The organism is Nocardioides houyundeii (assembly GCF_002865585.1).
Lineage (GTDB): Bacteria > Actinomycetota > Actinomycetes > Propionibacteriales > Nocardioidaceae > Nocardioides > Nocardioides houyundeii.
Window position 1 is genome coordinate 2,196,666 of sequence record NZ_CP025581.1, and the last position, 18,815, is coordinate 2,215,480.

Annotated in this window: 18 protein-coding genes and 1 pseudogene; 5 read left to right on the forward strand and 14 right to left on the reverse strand. The window is 71.8% G+C overall.

Translation table 11 applies throughout. The annotated features are described in order from the left end of the window. Positions 1-41: 41 nt before the first annotated feature. The 3 genes from C0R66_RS10555 to C0R66_RS10565 are packed head-to-tail and all read right to left on the reverse strand — an operon-like array spanning position 42 to position 3,005. The gene (locus C0R66_RS10555) at positions 42-461 is read right to left on the reverse strand and encodes a PaaI family thioesterase (protein WP_101524662.1); all 420 of its coding nucleotides are present in this window, start codon (positions 459-461) and stop codon (positions 42-44) included. After that, entirely contained in the window at positions 451-1,275 is an 825-nt protein-coding gene (locus tag C0R66_RS10560) for an enoyl-CoA hydratase/isomerase family protein (protein ID WP_101524663.1), read from the reverse strand. The genes C0R66_RS10555 and C0R66_RS10560 overlap by 11 nt, the downstream gene beginning before the upstream one ends. A 2-nt stretch (positions 1,276-1,277) precedes the next feature. Continuing rightward, positions 1,278-3,005 carry an AMP-binding protein gene (locus tag C0R66_RS10565; protein WP_101524664.1) on the reverse strand — a complete coding sequence of 576 codons (1,728 nt, stop codon included), beginning with the start codon at positions 3,003-3,005 and terminating at the stop codon, positions 1,278-1,280. Between C0R66_RS10565 and C0R66_RS10570 the strand changes: the two genes are divergently transcribed. From C0R66_RS10570 to C0R66_RS10580, 3 genes are all read left to right on the forward strand, one after another. Beyond that, a complete protein-coding gene (locus tag C0R66_RS10570) occupies positions 2,902-3,768 on the forward strand; it encodes a 3-hydroxyacyl-CoA dehydrogenase family protein (RefSeq protein ID WP_199286634.1) in 867 nt (288 codons plus the stop codon). The genes C0R66_RS10565 and C0R66_RS10570 overlap by 104 nt on opposite strands. Before the next feature lie 158 nt (positions 3,769-3,926). Beyond that, a complete protein-coding gene (locus C0R66_RS10575; protein WP_158647994.1) occupies positions 3,927-4,718 on the forward strand; it encodes an acyl-CoA thioesterase in 792 nt (263 codons plus the stop codon). Between the two features lie 53 nt (positions 4,719-4,771). Next, the gene (locus tag C0R66_RS10580) at positions 4,772-5,143 is read left to right on the forward strand and encodes a nuclear transport factor 2 family protein (RefSeq protein ID WP_101524666.1); all 372 of its coding nucleotides are present in this window, start codon (positions 4,772-4,774) and stop codon (positions 5,141-5,143) included. A 93-nt stretch (positions 5,144-5,236) separates the two neighbouring features. On the opposite strand, the gene C0R66_RS10585 is transcribed toward C0R66_RS10580, so the two are convergent. The 8 genes from C0R66_RS10585 to C0R66_RS10620 all read right to left on the reverse strand — a co-directional run bounded on the left by C0R66_RS10585 (position 5,237) and on the right by C0R66_RS10620 (position 13,907). Then, positions 5,237-6,376 (reverse strand): acyl-CoA dehydrogenase family protein, encoded by a 1,140-nt coding sequence (locus C0R66_RS10585; RefSeq protein ID WP_101524667.1) that lies wholly within the window; start codon positions 6,374-6,376, stop codon positions 5,237-5,239. Next, complete coding sequence (locus tag C0R66_RS18990; RefSeq protein WP_338418232.1) at positions 6,373-6,723, reverse strand: beta-ketoacyl-[acyl-carrier-protein] synthase family protein; 351 nt, start codon at positions 6,721-6,723, stop codon at positions 6,373-6,375. Before C0R66_RS18990 ends, C0R66_RS10585 begins: the two co-directional genes overlap by 4 nt. Next, positions 6,612-7,580 (reverse strand): thiolase family protein, encoded by a 969-nt coding sequence (locus C0R66_RS10595; RefSeq protein WP_101524669.1) that lies wholly within the window; start codon positions 7,578-7,580, stop codon positions 6,612-6,614. Before C0R66_RS10595 ends, C0R66_RS18990 begins: the two co-directional genes overlap by 112 nt. Then, on the reverse strand, positions 7,577-8,755 hold the full coding sequence (locus tag C0R66_RS10600; protein ID WP_101524670.1) for a CaiB/BaiF CoA transferase family protein: 1,179 nt from the start codon (positions 8,753-8,755) through the stop codon (positions 7,577-7,579). The genes C0R66_RS10595 and C0R66_RS10600 overlap by 4 nt, the downstream gene beginning before the upstream one ends. Positions 8,756-8,757: 2 nt before the next feature. Continuing rightward, complete coding sequence (locus C0R66_RS10605) at positions 8,758-9,549, reverse strand: enoyl-CoA hydratase/isomerase family protein (RefSeq protein WP_158647995.1); 792 nt, start codon at positions 9,547-9,549, stop codon at positions 8,758-8,760. Positions 9,550-9,658: 109 nt separating this feature from the next. Then, positions 9,659-10,237 carry a TetR/AcrR family transcriptional regulator gene (locus tag C0R66_RS10610; RefSeq protein WP_101524672.1) on the reverse strand — a complete coding sequence of 193 codons (579 nt, stop codon included), beginning with the start codon at positions 10,235-10,237 and terminating at the stop codon, positions 9,659-9,661. A gap of 176 nt (positions 10,238-10,413) precedes the next feature. Further along, positions 10,414-12,738 (reverse strand): acyl-CoA dehydrogenase family protein, encoded by a 2,325-nt coding sequence (locus C0R66_RS10615; RefSeq protein ID WP_101524673.1) that lies wholly within the window; start codon positions 12,736-12,738, stop codon positions 10,414-10,416. Continuing rightward, positions 12,735-13,907: a thiolase family protein gene (locus C0R66_RS10620; RefSeq protein ID WP_101524674.1), complete on the reverse strand. Its 1,173-nt coding sequence runs from the start codon at positions 13,905-13,907 to the stop codon at positions 12,735-12,737. Before C0R66_RS10620 ends, C0R66_RS10615 begins: the two co-directional genes overlap by 4 nt. Positions 13,908-14,077: 170 nt before the next feature. Between C0R66_RS10620 and C0R66_RS18995 the strand changes: the two genes are divergently transcribed. Then, positions 14,078-14,230 carry a hypothetical protein gene (locus tag C0R66_RS18995; protein WP_199286971.1) on the forward strand — a complete coding sequence of 51 codons (153 nt, stop codon included), beginning with the start codon at positions 14,078-14,080 and terminating at the stop codon, positions 14,228-14,230. Here C0R66_RS18995 and C0R66_RS20280 read toward each other — a convergent pair. The 3 genes and pseudogenes from C0R66_RS20280 to C0R66_RS10635 form a co-directional block, all read right to left on the reverse strand. After that, positions 14,191-14,823, reverse strand: a pseudogene (locus C0R66_RS20280) (enoyl-CoA hydratase-related protein); the annotation flags it as partial. The gene C0R66_RS18995 and the pseudogene C0R66_RS20280 sit on opposite strands and share 40 nt — an antisense overlap. After that, positions 14,820-16,595, reverse strand: a complete 1,776-nt coding sequence (locus C0R66_RS10630) for an AMP-dependent synthetase/ligase (protein WP_101524676.1) — start codon at positions 16,593-16,595, stop codon at positions 14,820-14,822. The gene C0R66_RS10630 and the pseudogene C0R66_RS20280, both read right to left, overlap by 4 nt. Before the next feature lie 26 nt (positions 16,596-16,621). After that, positions 16,622-17,554, reverse strand: a complete 933-nt coding sequence (locus C0R66_RS10635) for an SDR family oxidoreductase (protein ID WP_101524677.1) — start codon at positions 17,552-17,554, stop codon at positions 16,622-16,624. 212 nt (positions 17,555-17,766) lie between these two features. Between C0R66_RS10635 and C0R66_RS10640 the strand changes: the two genes are divergently transcribed. Continuing rightward, a complete protein-coding gene (locus tag C0R66_RS10640; RefSeq protein ID WP_101524678.1) occupies positions 17,767-18,801 on the forward strand; it encodes a hypothetical protein in 1,035 nt (344 codons plus the stop codon). Positions 18,802-18,815 lie beyond the last annotated feature (14 nt).

Here is an 18,815-nt window from a genome sequence, read left to right on the forward strand (position 1 = left end):
CGGCCAGCGGCTGCCGGCTGCCGGCTGCCGGCTGCCGGCGGTCAGCCGACCTCGATCGGCTGGTCGCGCAGCATCCAGGTGCCGGTCGCGGCGGCGCACAGCCTCCCGGTGCCGTCGAAGACCTTCACCTGCGGCACGCAGGTACGGCGTCCGCGCCGCAGGATCTCCACCTCGACCCGGAGCGGTCCACTCCGCGCCGGCGCCAGGAAGTGCACGCTCAGGTCACCGGTCGCCGAGTCCTGACCGGTCGCCCCGGTCACCGCGATCCCCGCGGCGACGTCCGCAGCGCCGGCGATCACCGCGCCCGAGACGTGCCCGTCCGGGTTCCGGTGGCAGTCCTGGACGTGCACCTCCACGAGGGCTCCGTCGGAGCGCACCTCCACGCACCGCAGGCCGAGCAGCTCACTGATCGGCAGGGCGTTGAACCAGCCGACCAGCTCGTCGGACACCTCAGTGGTCACGGAACGTCGGCGTACGGCGCTCGGAGAACGCGGTCGTCGCCTCGCGGAAGTCGTCGGTGGAGGTCATCATGATCTGGGTCCGGTTCTCGACCTCGATCATCTGCTCCAGCGAGACGCCGTCCCGCGAGAGGTTCAGCAGCGACTTCGTCATCCGGGTCGTGAACGGGGCGAGCTCGCACATCTCGGCGGCCAGCTCCAGGGCAGTCTCCATCCCGTCCCCGGGCGCCACGAGGCGACTGAGCAGGCCGAGGTCCAGCGCCTCCTCGGCATCGACGTCCCGCCCGGTCAGCAGCACCTCGGCGGCCTTCTCGAAGCCGATGATGCGCGGCAGCAGCCAGGAGGACCCCATGTCTCCTCCGGAGGCGCCCAGCTTGACGAACGCCGGGTTGAACCGGGCGCCGGGCTCGCCGATGCGGACGTCGGAGGCACAGGCGATCGACAGCCCGCCACCGACGGCCACGCCGTGCACCACCGAGATCACCGGTTGCGGGATCTTGCGGAGCTTGGTGACCAGCCGCCCCACGGCCTCCTGCAGGCCGTACATCGTCTGCACCCGTCCCACGTCCGGCACCCACTCCTCGCCGGCGGCGACCGCGTGCAGGTCCATGCCGGCACAGAAGGCGCGGCCCGCACCGGCGAGCACCACCACCCGGTGCTCGTAGTCGTAGAGCAGGTCGTCGAGGATCTCGTGGAACCGGCGGAGCAGGCCGTGGGACAGCGCGTTGAGCCGGTCGGGCCGGTTCAGCGTCAGCACGGTGACGGCGCCGTGGTGCTCCACGGTGATCGAGTCGGTGTCCACCTCAGGTGCGCTCACGGCTACTCGGCCACGTCGGAGCGGAGCTCGCGCTTGAGGATCTTGCCGCTCATCCCCCGCGGCAGCGGCTCGGCGCGCAGGATCAGGCGGCGCGGCTGCTTGTAGCGGGCCAGCTGGTCCTTGGCGAACGCGTTCAGCGAGGCGATGTCCAGGTCCGGGTTGGAGCTGACCACGCAGGCGACCGGGGTCTCCCCCCACTCCGCGTCCGGTACGCCGATCACGGCCACCTCGAGGACGTCGGGGTGCGCGGAGAGCACGGACTCGACCTCGGCCGGGTAGATGTTGATGCCCCCGGAGATGATCATGTCCTTGGAGCGGTCCACGATCCGGAAGTAGCCGTCCTCGTCGACGGTGGCGACATCCCCTGTGTGCAGCCAGCCGTCCTGGAGCGTCTTCTCGGTGGAGGCGGGATCCCGCCAGTACTCCTGCATCACGCAGGAGCCGGCCAGCAGCAGCTCGCCCGGCTCGCCGGGTGCCGCAGGGTCGCCGTTGAGGTCGACGACCTTGGCCTCCTGCCCCATCAGCGGGATGCCGACCGAGCCGAGGCGGTCGATGGCCTCGTGGGCCTGGAGCTCCAGGTTGAGGCCGGAGCCCTCGGTCAGGCCGTAGGCGTTCACCATGCCGACACCGCGGGACTGGTAGAGCCGGATGAGGTGCTCGGGCACGGCGCTGCCGCCGGACTTGACGATCCTCAGACCGCTGAGGTCCCGGTCGGCGAAGTCGGGCTCGGCCGCCAGCCGCTCCAGGACCAGCGGCACCACCCCGATGAAGGAGACGCCGTTGTTCTCGATGTCGTCGAGCACCAGGGACGGCACCAGCTCCTGCCGGATCACCACCGAGCCGCCGCAATACATCATCGGCACCGCGAAGGAGACCCCCGCACCGGTGAAGGCCAGCGGGACCGTGACGATGGCGCGGTCGCGGTAGGTGAGCCCGTCGATGGCGCTGGCGCTGACGGCCACCCCGGTCATGTTGCCCTGGGTGAGCACCGCACCGCGGGACCGGCCGGTGGTGCCGCTGGTGTAGCAGATCATGGCCGGGTCGGAGGCGACGATGTCGAGCTCCGCACGCTGGTAGCCGTGCTCCCGGAGCGCGTCCAGCGCCCTGCCCTGGTCCGGCGGGGTGCCGACGAAGAAGATGCGCGAGGCTCCGACGAGCTCCTCCAGCGGGCCGAGCACGTCGACGAACGACGGGTCGGTGACCACCGCGGCGAGCTCGGCGTCACCGGCCGCCTCCCGCAGCTCCCGTGCGGTGAGCAGCGGGTTGAGGGGCACGAAGATGACACCCAGTCGCGAGCAGGCGAGCAGCACCTCGAAGTGCTCCGGGGTGTTGCGGACCAGGCAGCCCAGGCGGTCGCCCTTGCGCAGCCCCTCCTGCAGCAGCCCCGCTGCGATCTGCGCACAGCTGTCCTCCAGCTGCCCCCAGGTCACGTCGCGACCCTCGAAGATCAACGCCGGTCGATCTGCACCGAACCGCGCCCAGTAACTGGCCCAACTACTCATCCCTGACATGTTGAGGAAACTACCAATCGGTTGGTATGTTGTAAAGACTTGACCCACCGACGAGGTGAGTTCCACCACACCGGTCCCCCGGTGCGGACCCGAATATCGAAGGGGCACAACACACATGACGATCAACAAGGTGATGGTGGTCGGCGGCGGCGGCCAGATGGGCAACGGCATCGGCCAGGTCGCGGCCGTGGCTGGGCTCGACGTGACGCTCGTCGACATCTCGCAGGAGGACCTCGACCGCGGCCTGCGCCGCATCGACAAGAGCCTGGAGCGCATGGTCCGCAAGGGCGAGCTGACCGACGCCGACGCCAAGGCGGCCCGCGAGCGCATCGGGACCAGCACCGACCTGGAGGCCACCGGCGCCGAGACCGACCACGCCATCGAGTCGATCATCGAGGACGTCGAGCTCAAGCAGGACGTGTTCCGCCGGCTCGACGCCGTCTGCCGCCCCGAGGTGATCCTGGCCTCCAACACCTCGCAGTTCGCGATCTCCAAGATCGCCAGCGCGACCAACCGCCCCGACCGAGTGATCGGCACCCACTGGTTCAACCCGCCGCCGGTGATGCGGCTCATCGAGATCGTGCGCGGCGTGGAGACCAGCGACGAGACGCTGGAGACGATCCAGCAGCTCGCCAAGCGCTTCGGCAAGGAGACGATCGTCTGCGAGAAGGACACCCAGGGGTTCCTCACCTCGCGCCTCATCATGATCCTGGTCGTCGAGGCCATGCGGATCGTCGAGGAGGGCGTCGCCACGCCCGAGGATGTCAACCGCGCCTGCCAGCTCGCCTTCAACCACGCGATGGGCCCGCTCGCCACCGCGGACATGGGCGGGCTCGACACCTTCGTCAAGGCGTCCGAGGCCATGACCCACCACTTCGGCGACCGCTTCCGCCCCACCCAGGGCCTGCGCGCGCTGGTCAACGCCGGCCACTACGGCTACAAGACCGGTCGCGGCTTCAGCGAGTACGGCGAGGCTCGCTAGTAGTGGCCGACCGCTCGAGCGCCGTCCCTGCGACGGCTCGACCGGCTGGCCAGGCGGGACCCGAGGCAACGGAGGGCCGCGCACGACAGGCGTACGACGCCGTCTGCGCGGCCCTCCGGCCCGTCCCGCAGGGTGCCTCCTCCTTCCTCGGCGCACCCATGCCGGTCCAGTGGGGGGTGCCCTTCGGGGGCCTGCTGGTCGCCCAGGCGCTGGCCGCCGCGACGGCCACCACCGCGTCGGACCTCTGGCCGCGCAGCCTGCACGCCTACTTCGTGGGGGTCGGCAGCGACGAGGAGCCGGTCGACCTCCGGGTCGGCGAGGTGGCCGACTCCAGGGCCACCGCCTGGCGTTCGGTGGACGTGTCCCAGGGTGGACGGCTGCTGCTGCGCGCCGAGGCGATGTTCTCCCGGGACCGTCCGGGTCCGGACCACGCACGGACGATGCCGCAGGTGCCCGCCCCCGATGACCTCACCAACGTCGGGGTGGACCTGGCGCCGTACCCGGGCACCTTCACGCCGTGGGGGCCCGACTCCGCATTCGACCTGCGCCACGTCGACGCGCCACCCCGGATCGCCGCCGAGGCGACCGGACCCGGCGAGGCCACCTCGCAGGTGTGGCTCAAGGCCGGGGGCGCCGATCCTGGGGACCCGCGGCTGGCGGCGGCCCTGCTGGCCTACGCCAGCGACATGTGCATGCTCGACGCCTGTCTCCGCCCCGCCGGACTCTGGTTCGGCGACGGATCGGCCAGCGGGCTCACCCTCGACCACAGCATGTGGTTCCACGCACCGGCACGGGTCGACGACTGGCTGCTGCTGGACCTGCACTCCCCCGCGATGCGCGGCGGCCGCGGTCTCGGCGTGGCCGACATCTACGCCCGTGACGGTGAGCTGCTGTGCTCCGTGGCGCAGCTGGGCTCCATCCGCCCGCAGCGACCCGCGACCCGCGGCTGAGCACACCCGACCATCCACCCACCCCCGACACGACACCATTCAGGAGACACGCGATGAGCACCCAGGACCTTCTCGACCAGTACTTCGACTCCGTCAACAACCACAAGTGGGACCAGCTGAGCGCGCTCTTCCACCCCGACGTCACCATCCAGCACGGCATGAGCCTGTCCACGACCGGGCGGGACCGGGCGGTCCGGCTGCTGACGGCCGTGGTCGGTCAGTTCGCCACCCACGAGGACATCCCGGTCCGCACGCTGGTCGACGGCAACGTCGCCGCCATCGAGATCAAGTTCGAGGGCACCAAGCCGGACGGGACCGCCCTGGAGTTCGACGCCGTCGACTTCATCGACACCGACGGCACCCACATCACCAAGGTGGTCTCCTGGTACGACACCGCCGTCGTGCTGCCGATGATCAAGGGCTGACCGCACCAGGCACCACTCACCAGGCACAGACAAGAGCCGCAGCCGGACCCTCGGGTCCGGCTGCGGCTCTTGGTCGTTCCGGGCTGCGCTCGGTCAGTACGAGCGGGGCAGGTTGAGCCCCGACACCGCGATCTGGTTGAGCGCCAGCTCCCGCGCCACCGGGGTGGACTTCAGGAGCCGGAGGTAGCCGAAACGGTCGTACATCATCGTCTCGTCGGTGAAGCCGCTGCCACCGAAGGTCTGGAGCGCCGCGTCGGCCGCCTTCAGCCCGGCGTCGCAGGCCTTGACCTTGGCCATGTTGCAGGCCAGTCCGGCGTTCTCCCCGGCCTCGTACGCCGCGGCTCCCCGCTCGATCAGGGCCCAGGCGGCCTCGAGGTCGACCAGCGCCTCGGCCAGCGGGTGCTGCACGGCCTGGTGCTCGCCGATCGGCACCCCGAAGACGACCCGCTGCCGGGCGTACTCCGAGGCCTTTGCCAGGCACCAGCGGCCGATGCCGACGGCCTGGGCAGCCACGATCAGCCGCTCGGGGTTGAGGCCGTCGAAGAGTGCCCGACCGCCCTCCCCCGGCTTGCCGATCAGCGCGTCCGCGGGCACCTCGACGTCGTCGAAGTACACCGTCCACTGGTTCTCCGGCACCCCGACCATCACGCCGACCTGCTGCAGCTGGAGCTGCTCGCACGGCAGCGCCAGCGTGAAGATGGAGAAGCCGCCGCTCTCGGAGTCACGCGCCACCACCAGCATCACGTCGGAGTCGTCCACCGCGGAGATGTAGGTCTTCTCCCCGTTGATCCGCCAGCCGTCCGCGGTGCGCGTCGCCTTGGTGGTCATGTTGGCGGCGTTGGAGCCGGCTCCCGGCTCGGTCAGGGCGAAGCAGAACCGCAGGGAGCCGTCCCCGATCGCCGGCAGCCACTCCCGCTTCTGCTCCTCGGTGCCGTGGCGCAGGATGACCGCACCGCCGATGGCCGTGGAGATGGTGAGCTTGCCCGCGGGGTAGCCGCCGGCGGCGAGCCGCTCGGCCACCAGCAACAGGTCGCTCATCCCCCCGGCGCCGCCGTACTCGGCGGGCAGGGAGATCGCGGGCAGCCCGGCCTGGCACACCTCGTCCCAGTGCTTGCGGGCGGCGTCCAGGTCGCTGAAGGCACGGTCCTGGTACTTCGCGCCGAGCGAGAACGCCAGGTCCGCCAGGGCCGCGCGCTCGTCGGTGCCGATGGACTCGTTGTCCACTGCGGTCACCTGTCCACGCCCACGCTCAGCGCCACGGCGTCGGCCTGGCCGAGACCGCCGCAGATCGAGGCCACGCCGCGACCGCCACCGCTCTCCGCGAGCCCGCGGGCCAGGGTGAGCAGGATGCGGGCACCGGAGGCGCCCGGCGGGTGACCCAGCGCGACCGCACCGCCGTTGAGGTTGAGCCGGTCCAGGATCCGCTTCTCGCGCGCCACGTCACCGTTGGCGAGCACCCGGGCCGAGGTCAGCGGTACCGCGGCGAAGGCCTCGTTGATCTCGAAGCGGTCCAGCGCCTCCAGGTCCCAGCCGGGCTGCTTGAGGGCCTTGTTGATGGCGTCAGCCGGGGCGACGGGGATCTCGCGGGGGCGCGGGCTGCGCTGCCGGCGCCCTCCAGGGTCGCCAGCGCCTCGAGGCCACGCTGCTCGACCCAGCTGCGGCGAGCCAGCACGAGGTAGCAGCCACCGGTGTCCTGGCCGGGCGCGTTGCCGGGGGTCACGATCGGGCCGCCGAAGATCGTCTTCAGCGACGCCAGGCGCTCCAGGGTGGTGTCGGCGCGGGGGCCCTCGTCGTGCTCCAGGCTGCCCTTCTCGCCGGCGTACGCCACGACCTCGCCGTCGAAGTAGCCGCGGGCCTTGGCCTCGAAGTAGTTCTGGTGGCTGCGCAGCGAGAACTCGTCGGACTCCTCACGGGTGATCCCGTGCTCGGCCGCGACCTCGCCGGCGTCCACGGCGACCGGCTTGCCGCCGATGTCCGCGCCAGGCTCGGCCATCGGGTCCTTCAGCTTGGGCCCGCCGCGCTTGATGCCCCAGCGGATGTTGGGGTTCATCAGGAACGCCGCGCGCCCCATGTTGTCGGCGCCGCCGACCAGGACCACGTCGCTCTGGCCGCTCTGGATCGCCCGCGAGCCGAGCTGCACCGCAGTCATGGAGGAGCAGCAGGCGCGGTCGATGGTGAGCGAGAGCCGGTCCTCGGGGATGCCGGCGCGCAGCATCGCCACGCGCGCCGGGATGGACCCGTCGAGGGCCTCCTCGGCGGGGATGGTGACCCCGTTGTAGACCTCGTCCACGTCCTCGGGACGGATCCCGGCCATCCGCATGGCCTCGACCATCGCGAAGGCCGCGAGGTCCACGCTGGCGACCTCCCTCAGGGCACCGCCGAACCGGCTGAACGGGGATCGGGCCCCGGCCACCAGCATCACGTCGTTCTCGGTCATCTCGACTCTTCTCCTCGGTCGTTGGTCGTGGTGGCCCAGGCGAGTGCGGAACGCCTCACCTCGGGCGGCAGGTCCAGGCCTGCCAGGACTGCTTCGGTGTCTCCGCCCACCAGCGCTGAGGCCGGGGACGGGGTGGGGAGCGGATCGCTGAGCTTGATCGGGTTGCCGACCTGCAGGACCTCGTCCTGGCCGGGGACGGGGACGAACATCCCCCGGGCCTGGAACTGCTCGTCGGCCGCGACCTCGGAGAAGTCCTGGACCGGCGACACGCAGGTCTCCAGCCCGTCGAGCAGCTTCGTCCAGTGCGCCAGCTCCTGGGTCGCGACCAGGGCCGCGACCTCCTCGATGGCGCTGGGGTCGTGCTGGCGCGCGATCAGGTCGGGGCGTTCCACCGCGGTGACGAACTGGGCCCAGAACTGGGGCTCGATCGCCGCCACGCTGAGGTAGCGGCCGTCGGCACAGCGGTAGACGCGGTAGGCCGGACCGGCGCCGGTGACGGCGGTGGACTCCGGACCGGCGGCGTCGCCACCGGCCATCCAGGAGCTGACGTGCAGCCCCAGGGCCCACAGCGCGGCGTCGGCCAGGGCCACCTCGACCCGGGTGCCCGGGGCGCCGGAGCGCACCGCCAGCAGGGCCGCGAGCAGGCCGATGCCGCCGGTGAGCCCACCGAGCAGGTCCGCGACCTGGATGCCGCCGGGCTGCGGTCCGTGCGCCTTGGTGCCGCCGAAGTGCATGGCGCCGGCGTACGACAGGTAGTTCATGTCGTGTCCCGGCTCCTGGTCGCGGGGACCGCCGGTGCCGTAGCCGTTGACGGAGCAGTAGACGAGGTTGGGGTTGAGGGCGCGCAGGTCGTCGTAGCCGACGCCCAGCCGCTCGGCGACGCCGGGCCGGAAGGACTCCAGCACCACGTCCGCCTGGGCGACGAGCGAGTGCACCACCGCGAGCCCGTGCGGGTGCTTGAGGTCCAGCGCGACGGACTTCTTGCCGCGGTCCAGGAAGGCGTGGGTCGCCGACGTGCCGGCCACGGGCGCACCGAAGGCGCGCCCCTCCTCGCCCACTCCGGGCCGCTCGACCTTGACGACGTCGGCGCCCAGGTCGGCCAGCAGCTGGCTGAGGACGCCGACGGGCAGCATCCGGCTGAGGTCGAGGACGCGGACGTCCTTGAGGGGACCCATGCTCAGCGGTGGCTGAACTGGGGGGCGCGCTTCTCCACGAATGCGGAGAAGCCCTCGCGGAAGTCCTCGGACTGCGCCACCTCGAGGAAGATCTCCCGCTCGGTGACCAGGGCGGCCGAGAGGTCCTCGTGGGTGGCCCGCTTCAGCGCCTGTACGGCGACCCGCGGGTGCCCGGCGATCTTGCGCGCCATGGCGCGAGCGTCCTCCACCACCGAGCCGGGCTCGCTGAGCCGGTTCACCAGGCCCAGCTGCTCGGCGCGGGCGGCGTCGATGACGCTGCCCAGGAACATCAGCTCCATGGCGACCTGGGCGCCGATGCGGCGCGGCAGCCGCTGGGTGCCGCCGCCGCCGGGGATCAGGCCGAGCTTGACCTCGGGGAGACCGAACTTGGCGGTGGGCTCGCTGAGGATGATGTCCGCGGTGAGCGCGATCTCCAGGCCCCCGCCGACGGCGCTCGCCTGCACGGCGGCGATGACCGGCTGCGGCAGGTCGGCCCAGGCGGCGAGCACGCCGCCGGCCCAGGCACTGTGCTTCTCCATGCCGCCGGGAGCGGCCCGGAGCTGCTCGAACTCGCTGATGTCGGCGCCGGCCATGAAGGCCTTGGTGCCACCACCGGTCAGCACGACCACCCGCACCGACTCGTCCTTGTGCAGGCGCGCGGCGACCTCGCCGAGCCCCTCCAGCACTGCCTTGCCCATCGCGTTGACGGGCGGGCTGTCGACGAGGACCACGGCGACGCCGTCCTCGATCGTGACGGACACCGGTCCGTGGTTCTCGGTCACGGCTTCGCTCACTGCTGCCTCCAGGTCCATGCGTGCCGGTTGCCGGCAACGACGTTCAAGCTATGGACCGAGGCTAGATCGGCAGATCCGCCCTGTCAACCAACCGTTTGATTAGTTAGGTTCAGGACGAGAGGGCGTCCTTGTTCGCCGGCTCCATCAGGCTGGCCATGGCGTAGTCGGACATCTTGGTGACCACGTCGTCGACCGAGAGGGAGCCGCCCGGGTGGTACCAGTAGTAGACCCAGTTGGTCATGCCGAACACGGCGCGAGCGGCGAACGCGGGCTCCACGCCGTCGCGCAGCGCGCCGGTCTCGATGGCTGCCGCGATGAGGCCCCGGAACTCGGCGTCGTAGGCCTCCTGGGTCTCGCGGATGATCTTGGCGCGATCCGGGCTCAGCGCCCGGAAGTCCCGCACGAAGACCTCCGAGAAGGTGGGGTTCCACAGCGACTCGCGCATGTGCCCCTCGATGAACGAGCGGATCGCAGCCACCGGGTCCCCGACCAGGTCACGCCACTGGGAGTTCTCCTGGGTGATGTGCTCGTGGTTGCGCTTGATGATCGCGAAGAGCAGGTCTTCCTTGGTGTCGATGTAGTGGTAGAGGCTGCCCTTGAGGATCCCGACGTCGTCGGCGATCTGCTGCAGGCTGGTCGCGTCGTAGCCGTTGCTGCGGAAGATCTCCGCGGCCGAGGCGATCACCATCTCGTACCGGTCGAACCGCCGAGGGTCCTGGCGCCGTCGCCCTTGTCGCCCTCGTCGCTGGGGCGCACTGCTCGCTTCGCCATCACACTTCTCCGTCTTCGATGCGCCGCGGCGCCAGTTCTGGGGTGTCGATCCGACCCATTATCCAGGCTGGACGGTCAGATCCCCGCAATTGTTCAGTCACGGGGCAGTCCGAGCGCCCGCTCGCCGACGAGGTTGCGCAGGATGTTGTCGGTGCCCCCGGCGATGGAGAACGCCTGGGCGGCGAGCACCCGCTTGAGCAGGTCGCCGGTCCCGGACCCGCGAGGCCAGAGCGCGGAGCCGCCCTCGAGCAGCTCCACGGCCAGCGTCGAGGCGCTGTGCATGGTGCCGGTCATCAGCAGCTTCGCGACCGCTCCCGCCTCTGCCGGGAGGCGGTGGCGGTGCTCCGCACCGGCCAGGTACTCCAGGTAGGTGCGGAGCGCGCGCTCGCGCAGCGTCTGCTCGGCCAGCCCCGCCCGGACCAGGGGATCGGTCCCCCGCCCGGCTGCCAGCTCCACCAGGTCGGCCAGGGTGACCCGGCGCACCGCGGTGGTGCCCATCGCCATCCGCTCGTGCTGGAGGACCAGTCGGGCCACCCGCCACCCGTCGTTCAGGCCGCCGAGCAGGGACTCCCTCGGGAGCCGCACCTCGTCCAGGAACACCTCGTTGAAGTCGGTCTCGCCGGTGATCTGGCGCAGCGGCCGCACCTCGACGCCGGGGGCGTCCATCGGCACCACGAACATGGACAGGCCTGCGTGCTTGGCCGCGGTCGGGTCGGTGCGCGCCAGCAGCAGGCCGAAGTCGCACAGGTGCCCGTTGGAGGTCCACACCTTCTGGCCGGTGACGAGGTAGCCGTCACCGTCCGGCACCGCCCGGGTCCTGGCCCCCGCCATGTCCGAGCCGGAGCCGGGTTCGGAGAAGAGCTCGCACCACACCTCCCCGCCCCGCAGCAGCGGGGGGAGGTAGCGGTCGCGTTGCTCGGGGGTCCCCATCGCCAGGATGGCCGGGCCGATCATGCCGATGCCGATGCGGAAGAGCTTGTCCTCCCCCGCCCCGGTCGCCCGGGTCTCCTCGAAGAAGGCGTCCTCGTACGGCGCCGGCAGCCCGGCGCCGCCGTACTCACGGGGGTAGGTGATGCCGGAGAACCCGGCCTCGTGCAGCGCGGCCTGGTGGCGCTTCCCGGCCGCCAGGCCCTCCGCGGTGGTGCTGACCGGGCCGGGCCGCACCTCGGGCGCCTCCCCCGCGGCGATCGCCGTCGTCAGCCAGGCGCGGGCCCGGACCCGGAACGCCGCGAGCTCGGGAGTCTCCAGGGGCGCCGCCATGGGTACGCCGTCCTCGATCGGGTCGGCGAGCGTCGTCAGGTCCAACAGCCGGGCCAGCCGCACCGAGCGCGCCCCCGCCACCCCCCGGCCCGCGGCGGCGCGGCGGTAGAAGAGGTGGGCGTCGTGCTCCCAGGTGAACCCGATCCCGCCGTGCAGCTGGATCCCCTCGTGCGCCATCCGGGCGAACGCGTCCTCGGTCACCAGGCCGGCCGTCAGCACGGCGGCCTCGGCCCCCGGTGAGCCGGGCTGCTCCGCGAGCAGCCGCACGGCCGCGTCCACCGCCGCGGTGGCCGCCTCGATCTCAACGAGGCGGTCGGCCAGGTTGTGCTTGACCGCCTGGAAGGAGGCGATGGTGCGGCCGAACTGCTCGCGAGCCAGGGCGTAGGCGGTGGTGATCTCGTGGAGCCGGCGGAGCGAGCCGAGGTTCTCCGCGGCCCGCAGCACCGTGGCGGTCGTCGCGACCTCCGTGAGCCGCTGGGCGGCACCGGCACCGGCACCGGCACCGGCACTGGTCAGCCGGGTGGCCGGGGTGTCCCGCAGCCGGGCCAGGCCGGTACGACGGGTGAGGTCCAGGTTGTCCACGTCCTGCCGGTGCAGCCCGTCGGCGTCGGGCCGGACCAGGAACAGCGCCACCTCGTCGCTCTGGGCAGGTGTGGCGTCCACGGTGTCCACCCGGGCCGCGACCACCAGCACGTCGGCGGAGTCCAGGTGCTCCAGCGGGCACTTGTCGCCCACCAGCCGCCAGCCGTCCGGACCTCGCCGGGCTCGCACCAACGTGGGATCCAGGCTCAGCGCCACCACGGTGCGACCGGCCGCGACCTCGCTCAGCAGACCGCTCGCGGCGCTCGGCCTGGGGTCCTGGTCGGAGCCGAGCAGGAGCAGTCCGGCCAGCCACTGCGAGAGGTACGGCCCGCCGTACAGCACCCGGCCGGCGGCCTCCGCGACCACGGAGGCCTCCCGGATGCCGGCGCCGAGCCCGCCGACCTCGGCCGGCAGCAGCAGCCGGCCGCCCTCGAGCTCCGTGCAGTAGCGCCGCCAGGTCTGCGCGTCGTAGCCGGGCCCGGCCTCGAGGTGCCCGCGAAGCGCGGACAGCGGCGCCTGCTGGTCGAAGAACGCCTGCGCGGCGGCCGCCATCTCCGGGTGCACGGTGCTCGTCACACGCGCTGGATCAGGGTCGCGGTCCCGAACCCGCCACCGCAGCACATGGTGACCAGCCCGATCTCCTTGTCCGCGCGCTCGAGCTCGTGCAGCAGCGTGGTGATGAGCCGGGCGCCGCTGGCACCGAGCGGGTGGCCCAGGGCCATTGCGCCACCGTTGACGTTGACCCGGTCGCGCTCGGGCTTCAGCTCCCGCTCCCAGGCGAGCACGATCGGGGCGAAGGCCTCGTTGACCTCGAAGAGGTCGATGTCGTCGATCGACATCGAGTTGCGCTCCAGGATGCGCTGCGTGGCGGGGATCGGGCCCTCGAGCATCAGCACCGGGTCGCAGCCGACGGTGATCGCGTCGAGGATGCGAGCCCGGGGACGCAGGCCCAGCTCGCGTGCCTTGCCGGCCTCGGCGACCAGGACGGCGGCGGCCCCGTCGGAGATCTGCGAGGAGCTGCCGGCGGTGATCCGGCCGTCCTCGCGGAACACCGGTCGCAAGCCGGCCAGCCCTTCGATCGTGGTGCTCTCCCGGATGCCCTGGTCGCGGGAGACCTCGCCGGCGGCGGTGCGGACGGTGGTGATCTCGGCGTCGAAGCGTCCCTCAGCGACGGCCCGGGCAGCAAGCCGGTGGGAGCGCTCCGCGAGCTCGTCCATCGCCTCGCGGGTGATCTGGTACTTGTCGGCCACCCGCTCGGCTGCCTCGCCCTGACCGACCAGCGCGTGGTGGGCCAGGAGCTGGTCGGTGAAGGGGTCGCCGAAGTCACGCTGGATGGCGGGGCCGGCCGAGAAGGGGATGCGTCCCATGTGCTCCACGCCGGCACCGAGCATGACGTCGGCCGCGCCGGAGGCGACTGCCGCGGCGGCCATGTTGACCGCCTGCTGGGAGGAGCCGCAGGCGCGGTCGACGGTGGTGGCCGGGGTCTCGACGGGCAGGTTCTCGTGCAGCCAGGCGTTGCGGGCTACGTTGGCCGACTGCACGCCGAAGGGCTGGCCGCAGCCCGCGGCCACGTCGTCCACGGCCGCGGGGTCGATCCCGGCGCGCTCCAGCACCGAGGAGTAGACGCGCCCGAGCAGCGCCACCGGGTGCACGTCGGCGAAGACCCCCTTCTCCAGGTTGCCCTTGCCGATGGGGGTGCGGGTGGCACCGACGATGACGGCCTCGCGGCCGGTCAGTCCTGTCATGGTCTCTTCTCCGGTCTGCTGGTGTGGATCGCCGCAGTGAGCGGCGGTGAGGGTGCGGGGGCGCCCTACGGGGCGGGTGGGATGAGCTCCACGGGGGATTCTCGCCGAGCCGGCCCTGCGGGATCGGCAGGTACTCAGGCCGGGCGTCGCGCGCCAGGGTGGCTCCGGTGGTGACGAAGTCCCTGCCGGCCAGCGAGCGGGTGGTGATCTCCTCGGCGTCGTCCAGCGCCTCCCACAGCGTCGACTCCTGGGCGCGCTGGGCCTGCCACTTGATGACGCCCATGGAGACCGCGGAGCTGTTCTCGACCAGGTTCCGGGCGTAGCGGATGGCCGCCGGCAGCAGGTCGGCCTCGTCGTGCAGCTGGTCGACCATGCCCAGGGCGTGGGCCTCCGCACCGGTGATCACGCGCGAGGTGAAGAGCAGGTCAAGCGCCCGGGGGTGGCCGACGAGACTGGACAGCAGCCAGGCCAGCCCCTGCTCGGCGACCAGCCCACGGCGCGCGAAGCCGGTGCCGAACTTGGCCTCGCGGGTGGAGAAGCGCAGGTCGCAGGCGAGCGCGAAGACCAGCCCGATGCCGGCGCAGGCGCCGTTGACGACGCCGATCACCGGCTTGGCGATGGTGCGGGCGACCAGGAACTCCCGGCCCGGCATCTCGACCTTGTCGCCGTCGCCGAGCCCGCTGAGGACCTCCAGGTCGGCGCCGGCGCAGAAGCCGCGCCCCGCCCCGGTGAGCAGGATGACCCGGATCTCGTCGTCGTCCGCGGCCTGGTGCAGCCTGGCCGGGAGGCCCTCCTGCATCGCCGGGTCCATGGCGTTGAGCCGGTCGGGACGGTTGAGGGTGATGATGCCGACGCCGTCCTCGACGGTGAGGGTGACCGCCTCGGCGGCGGCTGCGGAGAGTCGCGCGCCGGTCATGTGTAGAGCTCCTCGATGACGTCGTTGTAGAGCGAGGCGATCTGGCTGCGCCGCATCTTGGAGGTGGGGGTCAGCTCGCGGCCGGGCAGCCACTCCCCTGCCACGATGTGGAACTTCTTGATCTGCTCGGGCCGGTTGAGCCGGGCGTTGCCCGCCTCCACGCCGGCCGCCACCTGGGCGCGCACCCGCTCGTCGTCGGCCAGGGCGGCCAGGGAGGTGTCGACGATGCCCTGCTGCTTGGCCCACCCGGTGACGTACTCGGTGTCCAGGACGATCAGCGCGACGGTGTAGGGCCGGGCGTCGCCGAAGCAGCAGACCTGGCCGATGAACGGGCTGGCGGAGAGGATCGCCGACTCCACGGTCACCGGGGCGATGTTCTTGCCCGAGGAGCTGATCAGGATCTCCTTCTTGCGCCCCACCACCCGGAGGTAGCCGTCCTCGTCCAGGGTGCCGAGGTCACCGGTGTGCAGCCAGCCCTCGGGGTCGATGACGTCGGCGGTGGCCTGCGGGAGGTTCAGGTAGCCCACCATCACCGCGGGGCCCCGGAGCAGGATCTCGCCGTCCTCGGCGATCTTGAGCTCCATGTTGCGGCTCACCTGGCCGACGGTGCCGATCCGGATGCTCCCCGGGTACGACGCGGTCCCCGACGCCCCGCTCTCGCTGAGGCCGTAGGCCTCGCCCATCGGGATGCCGATGGAGTGGTAGAAGCTCATCAGCGGGCCCGGGTTGGGGGCCGTGGCCACCACCGCGACGGTCAGCTGGTCCAGTCCCACCGAGCGCTTCCACACCATGAAGAGCTCCTCGCGGGCCCGGACCGAGGCGTCCATCAGCTCCTGCGGGACGGGCTGCTGGGCCTGCTCCAGGTCCACGCGCTGCTGGCTGTCGGCCAGCGCCTTCTCGGCGTCCGCGCGCTCCGGGCCGTCCAGGCCGAGCAGCCAGGTGTCGAAGGAGGCGCGGAGCTTCTCGAAGATGCGGGGCGGGGCGAAGAAGTAGTGGGGGTGGATCTCCTGGAGGGCGGAGATCACCTGGCGGGGGTCGTCCACGGTGACGATCTCCCAGCCCTGGACGATGGCGATGACGTAGCCGCCGAGCCGCTCCCCGACGTGTGCGGACGGCAGCCAGGAGACGACCACGCTGCCCTCGGGGATCCGCTGGGCCTCGAGGGTGGCCTCGGCGGTCGCCAGGAAGTTGCGGTGGCTGATCATCACGCCCTTGGGCACGCCGGTGGTCCCGCTGGTGTAGATCAGGGTGAGCAGGTCGTCGGCCTGGGGTCGCGCGACCTCGGACACCTCGGTGCCGCGGCCGGCCTCGACCACGCTGTCGATCGAGGACCAGCCGGGGAGCAGGTCGCCCTCCAGCTGCACCCGACGCTCGGGCAGGTCGACCGTGGCGAGGGTGCCCATCAGGGCCGGCTCGGCCACCACGACGGTGGCGCCGGAGTCGGAGAGGGCGTGCGCCTGCTGCTCGGGCGAGGAGGTGGCGTAGAGGGAGAACGGGACCACGCCGAGCCGGACCAGGGCGAGGTCGATGGGGTAGAACTTGGGACGGTTGCGCAGCAGCAGGGCGGCCTTGTCGCCCCTGCGGAGGCCGAGGGCGTGGAAGCCGGCGGCCAGCTCGTCGACCTTCGCCGAGAGCTCGTTCCAGGTCCAGCTGACCCGGCCGTCGTGGCTCCGGACGGCCGTCTGGTCGCCCCGCATGCCGACCATCCGGTCGAAGGCGTCGGTCAGGGTCTCGGGCAGCGGCAGCAGCTCGAAGGCTTTCGTTTCCATCATGTGGGCTCCTGGGTTCCGGGATGAGGTCACGCGGTGGCGGGGGTGCCGAGGTCGCCGACGCCGAGGACGGTCTCGAACCCCTCGGCGACCTGCTGAGGGGTCCAGTCCACGTCGCTGCGCAGCACCCGCTCCGGGGACAGCGCCCAGGGCGAGATCTCCTGGATCTCCCCGCCCCGGACGGCGAAGACCCGGCCGGTGACGGTGGTGCTCTCGGCTGCGAGGTAGGCGACCAGGGGTGAGACGTTCTCGGGGCTGAACTCGTCCAGGGCGCCGGGGGCGACCGGGGCGCGCATCAGCTCCCCGATCGGGCCGGGGGTGGCCTCGGTCATCCGGGTCCGGGCACCGGGGGAAATGGCGTTGACGCGTACGCCGAGTCGTCCGAGCTCGGCGGCAGCGACGATCGAGAACGAGGCGATGGCGGCCTTGGCAGCGCCGTAGTTGGCCTGGCCGGGCAGCGCCAGGTAGGTGCCGGAGGCGGACGTGGTGTTGATGACCGAGGCGTTGACCGGAGTACCGGCCTTGGCCAAGGGCTGCCAGTAGGCAACGGCCTGCCGGACGAGCGCGAAGTGGCCCTTGAGGTGCACCGCGATCACCGCGTCCCACTCGGCCTCGGTCATCCGGTGCAGGAAGGCGTCGCGCAGGATGCCGGCGTTGTTGACCACCACGTGCAGGCCGCCGAAGGTCTCGACCGCCCGGGCGACCAGGCGACCGGCGCCCTCGAACGAGGAGACGTCCTCGTGGTCGGCGACCGCCGTACCGCCGGCGGCCAGGATCTCCTCGACCACCTGCTGGGCGGGGTCCTCATCGTGGCCCCCACCGTCGACGGAGCCGTCCAGGGAGCCGCCGAGGTCGTTGACCACCACCCGGGCGCCCTCTCGGGCCAGCAGCAGGGCGTGCGCCCTGCCGAGCCCTCGACCGGCTCCGGTCACGATCGCCACGCGTCCCTCGAGGGTTCCCACCGACTGCCTCCTCGCCCGCCAGGGCATTTGGATCTGCACCGCCGCGCACCGCGCCGGCGGTCGCTCGCTGCGACGCGCGTCACACTAACCAATCAACTGGTTGGTAGGCAAGAGCCTCGGCTCCCTTGCTCGGCGCTCTCGCCCGGGTGGGACGAGCGACAAGGCGCGGAGGAGCCGCGCACGGGCGGCGCATCTCGGGCAGACTGCGCGACATGTCCCTGCCCCCGGCCGCCTGCTTGGACCGTCCGACCACGACCGGCCGGTCCCGCCGCACGGTCGTGCGCGGGCCCGAGGACGTCTTCGTCTTCCCCGTCGACCCGCCGACCGGCCCCCCGGCCGTCTACCGCATCCACTCCCCCGTCGGCAGCGCCTCCTCGTCCGCCGGCACGCAAGACCGACCGACGACGAAGGCGCACGGCGTCGACCCGCGGGCCGAGACCCCGTTCCTCCTCGGGGCCGCGCACGGGGCCAACACCGAGCCCACGTCGCTGGAGTCCGCTGCGGGCGGCCCGCTCGCTCTGCGCCGTACCTACTTCCAGTCCACCGAGGTGGACCTCGCTGTCGCGACCGCAGCCGCGGACCTGGCCAAGAACCGGACCCCGTTCGTCTCCTTCAAGCTGCCCACCACCTGGGACCGGATGGCCGCAGGAGACGGCGACGCGTGGGCCCGGGACGCCGCTCGACGACTCGCGGCTATCGGCGAGCCCGGACGCGAGGTCTGGGTCGTGCTGCACCACGAGCCGGAGCGCGACCAGCCCGACATCCGCCAGTGGACCGCTCTCCAGCAGCGGCTGGCCCCGATGTTCGACCGGCCTGGCATCCGGTTCGGCATCTGCGTGACCGGCTGGAACCAGTTCCACGGCGAGCCCGAGTTCTCGTTCGAGTCGATGTATCCCTTCGGCGCCCCGATCGACTTCATCGCCCTGGACGTCTACCAGACGTACGGCGAGCTCAAGAACCCCACGAAGTGGTCGGACCTGTCCGACTACTGGCGCCGGATGGGCGCCTTCGCTGCCTCGGTCGGGGTGGACTGGGGCCTCGGCGAGTTCGGCATCACCGACGAGGGGTTCGCCGACCCGCGCGGTCGCACGTTCTTCACCGACACCGTCACCGAGATGAAGGCCCACGGTGGCTCGTTCGCGGCCTACTTCGACTCCCACCTGAACACGGGGGGCTCGTCGCTGGCGCTCAGCGGCTTGAAGCTGGTGGCGTGGGCCGCGGCGGCACGGGGTCTGCGGGAGTACTGACGGTCCAGGTCGCC